Source organism: Mycobacterium sp. IDUB_1 (assembly GCF_055419625.1).
In genome coordinates this window covers 1,371,864-1,384,264 of sequence record NZ_JBVAYA010000001.1, presented here as the reverse complement: position 1 = coordinate 1,384,264, position 12,401 = coordinate 1,371,864, and the positions used below count along the sequence as shown (strand labels likewise).

Here is a 12,401-nt window from a genome sequence, read left to right as displayed (position 1 = left end):
CGAGCCCACGATGATGTTCCCCACACCGTCTTGGGCGCATTGGGCCGCCGATCGGCGCACCCCGAGTTCAGTACGTGTAGAAGCCCTGCCCCGTCTTCTTGCCCAGCTGTCCGGCCTCGACCATCCGCTGAAGCAGCGGCGGCGGTGCGTAGTGCGCGTCCTTGTACTCGTCGTACATCGAGTCCGCGATCAGCTTCATGGTGTCCAGGCCGATCAGGTCCGAGAGCCGCAGCGGACCCATCGGATGCGAGAGCCCTGCAACCACGGCCGTGTCGATGTCCTCGACGCTCGCCACGCCGGCCTCGGCCATCCGGATCGCCGACAGCAGATAGGGCACCAGCAGCGCGTTGACAATGAAGCCCGAGCGGTCGCCACAGCGAACCACCTTCTTGCCCAGCGCCTCTCCGGCGAACTTCTCGACCCGCGCGATCGCCTCGTCGGAGGTCACCAGCGTGTTGATCACCTCGACCAGCGGTAGCACGGGCACCGGGTTGAAGAAGTGCAGCCCCAGTACCCGGCTCGGATTCTTGGTCGCCGCAGCGATTTTCATGATCGGAATGCTGGAGGTGTTCGACGCGAGGACGGCGTCGGGGTCGGTGACGAGCTCGTCGAGCTGGGCGAAGACCTTCGCCTTGACGGCCTCGTTCTCGACGATCGCCTCGATCACCAGCTGGCGGTCGGCCAGGTCGGCGAGGTCGCTGGTGTAGACGAGCCGCGCCTGCGTGATCTCGAATTCGTCGGCCGCCAGCTTGCCCTTGGCCTTGGCGCGTTCCAGCGACGCGGTGATGCGGGCGCGGCCGGCCTCGACGAGCTCCTGGCTGGGTTCGTAGACGACGACCTGGGCGCCGGCTTTGGCGCACACCTCGGCGATACCGCCGCCCATCTGTCCGGCGCCGACGATTCCGACACGCTCGATGCCAACGCGTTCAATGCTCACACGATCTCCTCACAGCGATCAGGCCCCGGCCGCATGACACGGACGGGGCCTGACGCTATCAACCCTTAGTGGAACTGGCCCTCTTCGGTCGAACCCGCGAGCGCGGTGGTCGACGAGGTGGGGTCCACGGTGGTGGCGATCCGGTCGAAGTAGCCGGCGCCGACCTCGCGCTGGTGCTTCGTGGCGGTGTAGCCGCGCTCCTCGGCGGCGAACTCGCGCTCCTGCAGCTCGACGTAGGCGCTCATCTGGTTGCGGGCGTAGCCGTAAGCCAGATCGAACATCGAGTAGTTCAGGGCGTGGAAGCCGGCGAGGGTGATGAACTGGAACTTGAAGCCCATCGCGCCCAGCTCACGCTGGAACTTGGCGATCGTGTCGTCGTCGAGGTGCTGCTTCCAGTTGAACGACGGCGAGCAGTTGTAGGCCAGCATCTGGTCCGGGAACTCGCTCTTGACGCCCTCGGCGAACTTCTTGGCCAGCTCCAGGTCCGGGGTGCCGGTCTCCATCCAGATCAGATCGGAGTACGGCGCATAGGCCTTGGCGCGGGCGATGCAGGGCTCGAGGCCGTTCTTGACCCGGTAGAAGCCCTCGGCGGTGCGGTCGCCGGTGATGAATGGCTGGTCGCGCTCGTCGACGTCGGAGGTGATCAGCGTCGCGGCCTCGGCATCGGTGCGGGCGATGACGACGGTCGGGACGTCGGCGACGTCGGCCGCGAGACGGGCCGAGGTCAGCGTGCGGATGTGCTGCTGGGTCGGGATCAGCACCTTGCCACCGAGGTGGCCACACTTCTTCTCCGAAGCCAGCTGGTCTTCCCAGTGCGATCCGGCGACACCGGCGGCGATCATGGCCTTCTGCAGCTCGTAGACGTTCAGTGCGCCACCGAAGCCGGCTTCGCCGTCGGCGACGATCGGGGCCAGCCAGTTCTCGACCGAGGTGTCACCCTCGACCTTGGCGATCTCGTCGGCGCGCAGCAGCGCGTTGTTGATGCGGCGGATGACCTGAGGCACCGAGTTGGCCGGGTAGAGGCTCTGGTCGGGGTAGGTGTGACCCGAGAGGTTGGCGTCACCGGCGACCTGCCACCCGGACAGGTAGATGGCTTTCAGGCCGGCGCGCACCTGCTGCACGGCCATGTTGCCGGTCAGGGCGCCGAGCGAGTTGACGAAGTCCATCTCGTGCAGCTGCTCCCACAGCACCTCGGCGCCGCGGCGGGCCAGCGTCGCCTCCTCGACGACGGTGCCCTGCAAGGCGACGACGTCCTTGGGGGTGTAGGTCCGGGTGATGCCCTTCCAGCGGGGGTTGTGGTCCCAGTCGTGCTGGATCTGTTCGGGGGACTTCGGCGTGCCCACGGTCGACTTGGTCATGAGGTGACCCACTCCTTCAAACGGTTGTTAACGTTCCAGCGTCTTCACCGGACTGCTAAGACGAGGATGCATCACGGCATAACCGCAGGTCCACCACTTTCGCTTGTAAACTTTCGCCAACGCATGGTCGGATCTTGCAAAGATTGCGAAGATCCTCTTGCCCTGAACCGGTTCAGAAGTTACCGGCCGGTAAACGATCGTCGCAGGTCAGTACGCCCGTACTGTTTGGTGAAGCGATTCAGAGAGGGAAGATCGCCGCGACCGCTTTGACCTCATCGCCGACCACATATGTGAGCGTTGTAACACTCCGATCGGTGAGCTCCGCGCCGAACATCTCGGTCGATCCGGCGGGATGCGTGTGCTGCAGGATCTCCAGCTTGTCGCCGAGCGCGACCGGCAGATCGTGTTCGATCGTCACCCGCAACGGCACCGACATCAGCTCGGGATGGGACTGCAGATAGTCCTCGACGACCGCCCAGTACACGGAGTTGTTCATGTGGTCGAAGATGTCGATGTCGCTGACCCGAACCGGGAAGTCGCGGATGCGCTCAGCGTCCTCACGCCACCCTGCGCTGAGATAGGCCTTCCACCGCAGCCGGCCCTCGCTGGTGGTGCGGCGAAGCCCTTCGATGAAGTCGTCGGCGATCCGGGCCGGCCCCTGGGTCTCCCGGTTGATGTTGATCCAGAACGCCTCGGATTCGACGAGACCGCCCTTGCGTCCATCGATGCGCACCCGCATCTCACACCAGCGGTTCGAGGTGCCCGAGCACCAGCGGCGCAGTCGCAGGATGTCCTTGAACACGATCGGTTCGATCATGTCGATCATGGTGCGGCGCACGATCCACAGCGGATGGGTCTCTTCGAAGCCCATCTCGCGTAACTGATCGGTGCCGATGTCCTGGATGTGCCTGGTCGCCGCATCGAACTTCAGTCGGCCTTCACGATCGACGTCGGCGACGCGTAGCGGCCACTGAACGTCGAAGACGTCAGGGTGCGGATCGGGCACCGGCATCATCGTCTTGGCCAGACTCACGAAACCTGATGATGCCACACAGGTGCGCAATGCGAATTCTGCGAATACGCAATTAGCAAGTGGCGGCTACGCTGGTTCGACGTGGCCAAGACATACGTCGGAGCGCGGGTGCGCCAGCTGCGCAGCGAGCGCGGTTTCAGTCAGGCGGCATTGGCTCAGATGCTCGACATCTCCCCCAGCTATCTGAACCAGATCGAGCACGACGTGCGGCCGCTGACGGTGGCGGTGCTGCTGCGCATCACAGAGGTGTTCGGCGTCGACGCCACGTTCTTCGCCTCCCAGGACGACACCCGCCTGATCGCCGAGCTGCGCGAAGTCCTGATGGACCGCGACCTCGACGTCGACGTGGGTGCGACCGAAGTCGCAGAGATGGTCGGGGCGCACCCCGATCTCGCCCGCGCGATGGTGAATCTGCACCGCCGTTACCAATTGACCACGACCCAGCTGGCCGCTGCCACCGAGGGACGGTTCAACGTCGCCACCGTCAACCCGGGGGAAAGTGGCACCGGATCGATCTCGATGCCGCACGAAGAGGTGCGCGACTACTTCTACCAGCGGCAGAACTACCTCCACGACCTCGACACCGCCGCCGAGGAGCTGACGGCAGGGATGCGGGTCCAGCGCGGCGAACTGGCCGGCGACCTGTCTGACCGGCTGCGCTTCGTCCATGGGGTGCGCATCATCCGTCGCCAGGATCTCGGCGAGGGCGTGCTGCACCGCTTCGATCCCGCCACCAAGACCCTCGAGATCACCGCCCATCTGTCGATGGGGCAGCGGGTGTTCCGAATGGCTGCCGAACTCGCCTACCTCGAATACGGCGACCTGATCGACAAGCTCACCGAAGAGGGCCACTTCACCAGCGACGAGTCGCGCAGGCTGGCCCGCCTCGGCCTGGCCAACTACTTCGCCGCCGCGACCGTGCTCCCCTATGCCCAGTTCCACGACGTCGCCGAGAGCTTCCGTTACGACGTCGAGAGACTGTCTGCCTACTACTCGACGAGTTACGAGACGATCTGCCACCGGCTTTCCACGCTGCAGCGGCCGTCGATGCGCGGCGTCCCGTTCTCGTTCGTCCGGGTCGATCGCGCGGGCAACATGTCGAAACGCCAGTCCGCCACAGGGTTTCACTTCTCGTCCAGTGGCGGCACCTGCCCGCTGTGGAACGTCTACGAGACGTTCGCCTACCCCGGCAAGATCAGCGTGCAGATCGCGGAGATGCCTGACGGTCGGGCGTACATGTGGGTGGCGCGCACGGTGGAGCGACGTGCCTCGCGCTATGGTCAGCCGGGTAAGACGTTCGCGATCGGCCTGGGCTGCGAACTACGGCACGCGCATCGGCTGGTCTACTCGGAAGGCCTCGACCTCAGTGGTGACCCCAAGGTTTCAGCGACGCCCATCGGCGCCGGATGCCGTGTCTGCGAGAGGGACAATTGCCCTCAGCGGGCCTTCCCCGCGCTCGGCCGCGCACTCGACATCGACGAACACCGCTCGACGGTGTCCCCGTACCTGGTGAGGCAGTCATGAGCACTGAACGCATTGCACCCGGCGGCTTCAAGGAGCTCGGCCCGGTCAACTGGGCGATCGCCAAGGTCGGCGCACGCGGCATCCGCCGTCCCCGGTTCAGCCTCGTGAACGTGCTGGGCAGGCACCGAGTGCTGTTCCTGGCGTGGCTGCCGCAGTCGCTGTACCTCCTGGGGGCCGGCAAGCTCTCGCGGCGCGACGCCGAGTTCGTGATCCTGCGCGTGGGGCACCTGCGCGACTGCGAGTACGAGCTGCAGCAGCATCGCCGCCTGGCGCGCACCCGCGGTGTGGACGCCGCGACGCAGGACGCGATCTTCGCCGGGCCCGACGCCGAGGGCCTGACCGACCGGGAGCGCACGCTGCTCACCGCCACCGACGAGTTCGTCGTCACCCGCGGCGTCTCCCCGCAGACGTGGCAGGCGCTCGCCCGCTTCTACTCACCGGCCCAGCTCATCGAATTCTGTTTACTCACAGCACAATACGATGGCCTGGCGGCAACCATCAGCACACTGCAGGTGCCGCTGGACTTCCCGGACTAGCGCTCGGGCGGCGCGAGGCCTGCGAGCAGGATGTCGATGCCCGCGAGGAACTGCTCGCGGTCGTCGTGGTCACGCAGCTGCGCGGCCATCTGATGCACGATCGGATACCGCTGGGCGTCGTACTGCCGCCACCGGCCGGCGACATCGTCGAGAAGCGTGGCACGGTCGGCGCCGGGCGGGCGTAGACGGGCGTTGGCGGCGTTCTGCCCGGCGACGCCGAGGATGAAGCTCACCAGGGTCGAGCCCGCGTAGAACAGGGCGTCGTCGGCCACGCCGAGGGCCGTGAGGCGCCGGCCCACCCGTTCGAAGATCTCCACCATCGCGGGCTGCCAGGGCTGGCGCACCAGGTGCGCACCGGCCCAGGGATGAGCGTCGACGGCGTCGAAGATGGCGAGGGCGACAGCGCAGATCGCCGCGTCCGGTGCGTCTGCAGGCTCGTCACCGGGGAGCGCCCGGAAGACGACGTGCTCGGACGCGGCACTGAGGAGAGCGTCTTTGTCGGCGACGTGCCAGTAGATCGCGCCGGGACCGGTCGCCAAACGCGCGGCGAGTGCGCGGAAGGTGAGCGCGGACTCCCCCTCGCCGTCGAGGATCTCGACGGCGGCGGCCACGATGCGATCGGTCGACAGCGCCTCATGCCGGCGTGACGTGCGGGGAGCCATGACTCATCTTGACATCCTTGGAACGGTGTTCCAAACTGACGCTCAACAGTTGGAACACTGTTCCACGACAGAGGAGATTCCATGGACACCCCGGTCACGATCATCGGCGCGGGCGTCGGCGGCCTCACGCTCGCCCGCGTGCTGCACGTACACGGCATCACCGCCACGGTGTACGAAGCCGACCCGGCGCCCCAGAGCCGCACGCAGGGCGGCCAACTCGATCTGCACCCGAGCACCGGGCAGTTCGCTCTCGAGGTGGCCGGCCTGACGCAGGAGTTCCGCTCGATCATCCACGAGGGCGCGCAGGCGGCAAAGGTCGTGGATCGCTACGGGTCCGCGCTCTTCGAGCAGGCCGACGACGGCACCGGCGGTCGCCCCGAGGTGCTGCGTGGCGATCTGCGACGCATCCTGCTCGAGTCACTGCCCGAGCACTCTGTGCGGTGGGGCCACAAGGTGGCTCATGTCCACGCACGCGGCGACGGCCGACACGACGTGGTGTTCACCAACGGAAAGCATTTCACCACAACACTTCTCGTGGGCGCTGACGGTGCATGGTCGAAGGTTCGACCGCTGCTGTCGGACGCGACGCCGAGGTATTCGGGCACCACCTTCGTCGAGACCTACCTGCACGACGTCGATGCCCGCCACCCCGCCGCGGCGGCGCTGGTGGGGCCAGGAGCAATGTATGCGGTGGAACCCCAGCGGGGCATGATCGCCCACCGGGAGGCCGGCGGCGTGCTGCACGTCTACGTCGCGGTGCAGCGACCGGTCGAGTGGTTCGACACCGAACGGCTCACTGCCCGTGTCGCTGACGAATTCGACGGTTGGACAACACCATTGCGCGCGCTGATCACCGAGGCCGACACCGCGCCCGTCACCCGCCCCATCTATGCGCTGCCTGACGACCACCGCTGGGCGCCGTCGCCCGGTGTGACGCTGCTCGGCGACGCGGCGCATCTGACGGTTCCGGGCGGGGAAGGCGCGAACACCGCAATGTACGACGCCGCCGTACTCGGCATGGCGCTGGCCGAGCGGCCCAGCGACGTCACCGCGACCGTCGCGGCCTACGAAGCCGAGATGTTCTCGCGCAGCGAGGAATCGGCGCGAGAATCGTGGGCGACGCTGGACATCTTCTTCGACGCACACGCACCGCAGGGACTGGTGGAGTTCTTCACCTCAACGGTGCGGGCCTGAGACCGCGGCGGCGATCGCGACCCGGTCACCGCCGCAAGCCTTGGCCTCGTACATCGCGGCATCGGCAGCAGAGATGACGTCGATCAGATCGGTGCCCGAGGCGGTGGTGGCCGCAACCCCGATGCTCGCGGTCACTGTCGGCTGCGCAGGCAACGCCACCGCGGCGCGAACCCGCTCGGCCACTGTGCCTGCTTGAGTCGCCGGTATCCGGTCCACCACCAGGAACTCCTCCCCGCCCCACCGGACCACCACCGCGTCACTGCGCACACTCTCGCGGATCCTGCGGGCCGTGCGGATCAGCACCTCGTCACCCACGGCGTGACCGAGGGTGTCGTTGACCGCCTTGAATCCGTCGACGTCGATCAGCAATGCACACAGGTCAGCGTTGGCCGGCGCCCGCTCGTTGAGCCGCTTCATCGACACGGACAGCCCGCGCCGGTTCGTCAGCTCGGTCAGCGGATCGGTCAGCGACTGCTTGGAGCTGCCCTGCAGCAACCAGAAACCGAATTGCAGCGCCGGCAGGATGCACGCGGTCACGACCAGCGCGATGACGGCCCGCGACACCGCCACCTGCAGACCCCCGACCGGAGTGACCGCGGCCAGCCATACCGCGACGCCGCCGACCGCCAGCACACACCAGCCGATGTGCACCAGGTGGAGCCGCGGGCCGTGGAAGAACACCACGTACGCGCCGGCGCACAGCAACAGCGGCATGCCCGACATCGCCAGGTTCGGATCGCCGAACAGCAGCGTCGACAACGTGATCAGCACGTCGACGTAGATCAGCAGGGCGGTCGATTCGCGCAGCGGCGGCCAGGGCCACAGCGCCCAGCGCACCGCCCAGACCAGCGATCCCAGCGAGACCGCCGCCCAGCCCACCCGCACCAGGGCGCCGTCGGCCATCGGCGGCGCCACCGCGTTGATCGCGCCGAGAAGACCGAGAACAGCGCCGATGCCTGCAATCAGGTAGCGCAGGACCGGCAGCAGGCCGCGGCTGCGCAGGAACTCGATGCGCCAGCCGTAGTCATCACGCTGATGCCACCACTGGCGCAGCAAAGCCCTGACGCCACCGTCCCCCATCGGCACATCATGGCACCGCGCCCGCCTACAGGTACGTGACTCCCACGACGGCCAAGGAAAACAGCACCGGTGACACCGGCAGCGCCCAGCAGAACACCGCCCACGCCTCAGCGGTGCGCGACTTCTGCTTCCACTGCCGCCACCCGAGGTAACCCGACACGATCGCGACGAGAAACGACACCGCCGCGACGACGAGCACCCAGGTCGGGATGTCGGTCGACGCGATGGCCGCTGAGATGCCGGCCAGCCACAGCATGTGGCCGACCACCAACCCGCCGATACCGGCGACCCAGATCGCCCTCAATTAGAAGTTGATCATGTGGCCGACCAGGCCGTGGAAGCACTCTTGCAGCGCCTCGGACAGGGTCGGGTGGGTGTGCACGTTACGGGCCAGCTCGTTGGCGGTCAGATCCCACTTCTGCGCCAGGGTGAGCTCGGGCAGCAGCTCGGCGACGTCAGGTCCGATCAGGTGGCCGCCGAGCAGTTCGCCGTACTTCTTGTCAGCGATCAGCTTCACGAAACCGGTCGGATCGGCCAGGCCGTGGGCCTTGCCATTGGCGGTGAAAGGGAACTTGGCGACGACGATGTCATGGCCCTCGTCCTTGGCCTGTTGCTCGGTCAGACCGAAGCTGGCGACCTGCGGCTGACAGAACGTCGCGCGCGGCATCATCCGGTAGTCGCCGAGGGCCAGCGTCTCGGCGCCGGCGATGGTCTCGGCGGCGACGACCCCCATCGCCTCGGCCACGTGGGCGAGCTGAAGCTTGCCGGTGACATCACCGATCGCATAGATGTGCGGCTTGTTGGTGCGCATGTAGTCGTCGATGCCGATGCCGCCGCGGTCCGTCAGCTCGACGCCGGCCTTCTTCAGGTCGTAGCCGTCGACGTTGGGCACGAAGCCGATGGCCTGCATGACCTTGTCGGCCTTGAGCTCGTCGTCTTTGCCGTCCTTGCTGATCTTGACGACAACGGTCCCGTCGGCTTCATGGTCAGTGATCGACTCCACCTTGGTGCCGGTGAGGATCTTGACGCCAAGCTTCTTGTACTGCTTCTCGATCTCCTTGGAGACCTCGGCGTCCTCGTTGGGCAGCGCGCGGGGCAGGAACTCGACGATCGTGACGTCGACGCCGTAGTTCTTCATCACGTACGCGAACTCCATGCCGATCGCGCCCGCGCCGGCGATGACGATCGAGCCGGGCAGATCGCGCTCCATGATCTGCTCTTCGTAGGTGATGACGTTCTTGGAGAGCTTGGTGCCGGGCACCAGCTTGGTGTGCGCGCCGGTCGCGATGATCGCGTTGTCGAAGGTGACCTTCTCGGTGTCGCCCTCGTTCAGGTCGACGACGATCGTGTGGTCGTCGGTGAACTTGCCGTACCCGTGGATCTCGGTGATCTTGTTCTTCTTCATCAGGAAGTGCACACCGGCGACGCGACCGTCGGCGACCTTGCGGCTGCGGTCGAACGCCGCGCCGTAGTCGAAGCTGACGTCACCGCTGATGCCGAACGTCTTGGCTTCCTTGGTGAACATGTGCGCGATCTCAGCGTTGCGCAACAGCGCCTTGGACGGGATGCACCCGACGTTGAGGCAGACGCCGCCCCAGTACTTGGGTTCGATGATGGCAGTGTTCAGCCCGAGCTGGGCGGCGCGAATGGCCGCCACGTACCCGCCGGGGCCTGCTCCGAGAACGACGACGTCATAGTGGGTCACGCCTTACCACCCTAGTAGCCGCGGCAAGGTCGCCGCATAGGCATCAGGGCGCCACCCAACCGAACGCGTAACCGCTGTGGAGGACGGCGGCACCGACGGCCGACGCCAGTGGCGCGGACATCATCGCCATCGCGAGCGCGGAGACGGCCGGCCGGTTCTGCACCAGCGCGGCGAGGAGGCTGCCGACGCTGCATGCGACGACGGCGAACAGCACGGCGAAAGTGGGCATCGCCTTGTCGATCGCATGGAACCACCAGAAGTAGTGACCCAGGCCTGCGGCGCCGGCGAGCAGCCAGGTGCCGGCGACGATCAGCATGAACCGACCCCGCCCGAGGAACTGCGGGATGTCGACGAGCGGTGCCGAATGTGGGGGGACGGCCTCGGGGGTCGCCTGGTCGACGACGGATAAGGGGTCAGCCACCGGTGGCCACCTGGATCGCGGTGAGCGCACCGAAGCACCCGGGACCGACGGCCAGGGTCATCGCACCCAACCCGGTGACCCAGCGCGTGCCCGACGCCAGGATCATCAGCAGGCCGACGACACCGGGAACACCGAGGATCAGACCGATGTCGAGGGCAGGCCGGTCCGTCGCGGTGAGGTCAACAGTGAGGAAGAGGGCACCCATCATGCCGAGGGCGACACCGACGATCATCACTGCGGCCAATACCGATGCGCGGGGCAGCGGGATCATCGTTCGACGGTAACGCCGTGACCTGCAAAGTCCTTGGCGGCGCGCCCGGTCAGTCGGTCACCGGTCGGTCTCGATCCGGCGTCGGCTGCTCGTCGCGCAGAACCGAATGCCGGTGCGAGAGCACATCGGCGATCCCCTCGTCGGCGAGCCGACGCTGCTCGGCATCGGACAGTGTCTGGATGGTCCCGACCCGGGCAGCGATCTCCGGCCGGCGGCGTTTCAGGTATCCGTACCACCCGACGGCGAGCACCAGGAAGCCGGCGAACACGAAGGGCAGCACGTTGAACGGGAATTCGGGCACGGGATAGAAGTTGCTGACTATCACGTAGAGCAGACCGAGCGCCGCGGCGAGCGACACCGCGAGCCGCGTGGGAGTCAGCGCTTTGATGCGGCGCAACCAGATCGGCGTCGCGATCACGACCAGCAGGTAGCTGATGAGGAAGCCCCAGTTCGCGACGTAGCCGCCGTAGACGTCGAACACGAGCCGACCGGCCGAGCTGAAGGTGGCGACGATCGCGAAGACCGCGGCGAGCGCACCGACGAACACCACACCGACCCAGGGCGTCCGGTGCGTGGGGTGGACGCGGCCGAACACGGCAGGCAGCGCTCCCTCGTGTCCGAACGTGAACAGCGATCGTGCCGCCGCCGTGGTCACCGCGGTCACGAAGACGATGAATGCGACACCCACCGCGGCGCTCACGACATAGTTCACCCATGACACCCCGACCGTGTCGGCGAGCTGCGGGAGAACCGCCTTGTCACCGTCGATGGCGCCGAAATGCAGGATCTGCGGGTAGGTCGCCAGGATGTAGAGCACCCCGATGAGGATCACCACCCGCAGCAGCGAGCGGGCGATGGTGCGGTGCGGGTCCTTGGCCTCGGCCCCCAGCGATGCCACGCTCTCGAAGCCCGCGTAGGAGCCCACGGCTGTCACCGCGGCGATGAACGTGCCGCCGCTGCCCAGGTGTGCGGGATTCCACTGTTCCCAGTCGATGCGCAGCCCGTACGCGATGTAGGACGCGACGATGATGACGAGGATGCTCGCGATCGCCAGCACCTCGAACGCCAGCTCGTAGCGCGCGGTGACCGATACTCCGCGGTAGGGCAGGTAGACCGCGACGGCCACCACCACGAGCACGAGGAGCAGCCTGAACCACGCCGATTGCGAACCCACGCCGACGGATTCGAGGAACGAGTCGAGGTACAGCACACCGCCGAGGGTGCCGGTGACGGCGAACCCGATGTACCCGAACAGCAGGCTGAAGCCGGCCGCGAACGCGAATCCAGGACCCAGCCCGTTGCCGGTGTAGGTGCCGAGCGAGCCGGAGGACACCGTGCGCTTGGCCTGGAAGCTGATGGTCGTCGCGATGAGGACCACGATGACCAACCCGATGACGGCGGCCCAGGCCGCACCCTTGCCGGCAGCGACGAACAGCGAGAACGGTACGACCGCGAGTGCAACGCTCGGCGCCGCGGCCGCCAGGCCTTGCGCGAACACACCCCAGGGCCCCAACGCATCTCGCTCGAGGCCGGTGGTGTCGGTAGTGGTCAGCGCGCGGCCGTCGACATCGACGGTCACCCCATCATCTGCCGGTGTGGTCGTGGTCATGCTGTCACCCTTTCGTGCGTATCCGCAGAACCGTTCCGGCGTGACTGATGCTGGCGGGAAACGGTTTTCAT

At 66.8% G+C, this 12,401-nt stretch carries 13 protein-coding genes; 3 read left to right on the top strand and 10 right to left on the bottom strand.

Going from position 1 to position 12,401, the window contains the following annotated elements; genetic code table 11:
* Positions 1-67: 67 nt before the first annotated feature.
* The 3 genes from ACZYYX_RS06915 to ACZYYX_RS06905 form a co-directional block, all read right to left on the bottom strand.
* Positions 68-931, bottom strand: coding sequence for a 3-hydroxybutyryl-CoA dehydrogenase (locus ACZYYX_RS06915; protein WP_463814831.1), 864 nt, complete (start codon positions 929-931; stop codon positions 68-70).
* Between the two features lie 71 nt (positions 932-1,002).
* Complete coding sequence (aceA, locus tag ACZYYX_RS06910; protein WP_046365109.1) at positions 1,003-2,295, bottom strand: isocitrate lyase; 1,293 nt, start codon at positions 2,293-2,295, stop codon at positions 1,003-1,005.
* A gap of 238 nt (positions 2,296-2,533) precedes the next feature.
* Positions 2,534-3,328 (bottom strand): acyl-ACP thioesterase domain-containing protein, encoded by a 795-nt coding sequence (locus ACZYYX_RS06905; protein ID WP_463813688.1) that lies wholly within the window; start codon positions 3,326-3,328, stop codon positions 2,534-2,536.
* Positions 3,329-3,409: 81 nt separating this feature from the next.
* On the opposite strand from ACZYYX_RS06905, the gene ramB reads away from it, so the two are divergent.
* Both ramB and ACZYYX_RS06895 read left to right on the top strand, forming a co-directional pair.
* Complete coding sequence (gene ramB / locus ACZYYX_RS06900) at positions 3,410-4,852, top strand: acetate metabolism transcriptional regulator RamB (RefSeq protein WP_463813687.1); 1,443 nt, start codon at positions 3,410-3,412, stop codon at positions 4,850-4,852.
* Positions 4,849-5,388 carry a carboxymuconolactone decarboxylase family protein gene (locus ACZYYX_RS06895; RefSeq protein WP_463813686.1) on the top strand — a complete coding sequence of 180 codons (540 nt, stop codon included), beginning with the start codon at positions 4,849-4,851 and terminating at the stop codon, positions 5,386-5,388. The genes ramB and ACZYYX_RS06895 overlap by 4 nt, the downstream gene beginning before the upstream one ends.
* Here ACZYYX_RS06895 and ACZYYX_RS06890 read toward each other — a convergent pair.
* A complete protein-coding gene (locus tag ACZYYX_RS06890) occupies positions 5,385-6,050 on the bottom strand; it encodes a TetR/AcrR family transcriptional regulator (protein ID WP_463813685.1) in 666 nt (221 codons plus the stop codon). The genes ACZYYX_RS06895 and ACZYYX_RS06890 overlap by 4 nt on opposite strands.
* 81 nt (positions 6,051-6,131) lie before the next feature.
* On the opposite strand from ACZYYX_RS06890, the gene ACZYYX_RS06885 reads away from it, so the two are divergent.
* On the top strand, positions 6,132-7,244 hold the full coding sequence (locus ACZYYX_RS06885; protein WP_463813684.1) for an FAD-dependent oxidoreductase: 1,113 nt from the start codon (positions 6,132-6,134) through the stop codon (positions 7,242-7,244).
* Here the strand turns inward: ACZYYX_RS06885 and ACZYYX_RS06880 are convergent.
* The 6 genes from ACZYYX_RS06880 to ACZYYX_RS06855 are packed head-to-tail and all read right to left on the bottom strand — an operon-like array spanning position 7,227 to position 12,330.
* Positions 7,227-8,324, bottom strand: a complete 1,098-nt coding sequence (locus ACZYYX_RS06880; protein ID WP_463813683.1) for a GGDEF domain-containing protein — start codon at positions 8,322-8,324, stop codon at positions 7,227-7,229. The two genes, ACZYYX_RS06885 and ACZYYX_RS06880, sit on opposite strands and share 18 nt — an antisense overlap.
* Before the next feature lie 25 nt (positions 8,325-8,349).
* The gene (locus ACZYYX_RS06875) at positions 8,350-8,628 is read right to left on the bottom strand and encodes a hypothetical protein (protein ID WP_463813682.1); all 279 of its coding nucleotides are present in this window, start codon (positions 8,626-8,628) and stop codon (positions 8,350-8,352) included.
* Complete coding sequence (gene lpdA, locus ACZYYX_RS06870; RefSeq protein ID WP_463813681.1) at positions 8,629-10,029, bottom strand: dihydrolipoyl dehydrogenase; 1,401 nt, start codon at positions 10,027-10,029, stop codon at positions 8,629-8,631.
* Positions 10,030-10,072: 43 nt separating this feature from the next.
* Positions 10,073-10,450 carry a hypothetical protein gene (locus ACZYYX_RS06865; RefSeq protein ID WP_463813680.1) on the bottom strand — a complete coding sequence of 126 codons (378 nt, stop codon included), beginning with the start codon at positions 10,448-10,450 and terminating at the stop codon, positions 10,073-10,075.
* On the bottom strand, positions 10,443-10,721 hold the full coding sequence (locus tag ACZYYX_RS06860) for a putative holin (RefSeq protein ID WP_463813679.1): 279 nt from the start codon (positions 10,719-10,721) through the stop codon (positions 10,443-10,445). The genes ACZYYX_RS06865 and ACZYYX_RS06860 overlap by 8 nt, the downstream gene beginning before the upstream one ends.
* Before the next feature lie 49 nt (positions 10,722-10,770).
* Complete coding sequence (locus ACZYYX_RS06855) at positions 10,771-12,330, bottom strand: APC family permease (protein WP_463813678.1); 1,560 nt, start codon at positions 12,328-12,330, stop codon at positions 10,771-10,773.
* Positions 12,331-12,401: the final 71 nt, after the last annotated feature.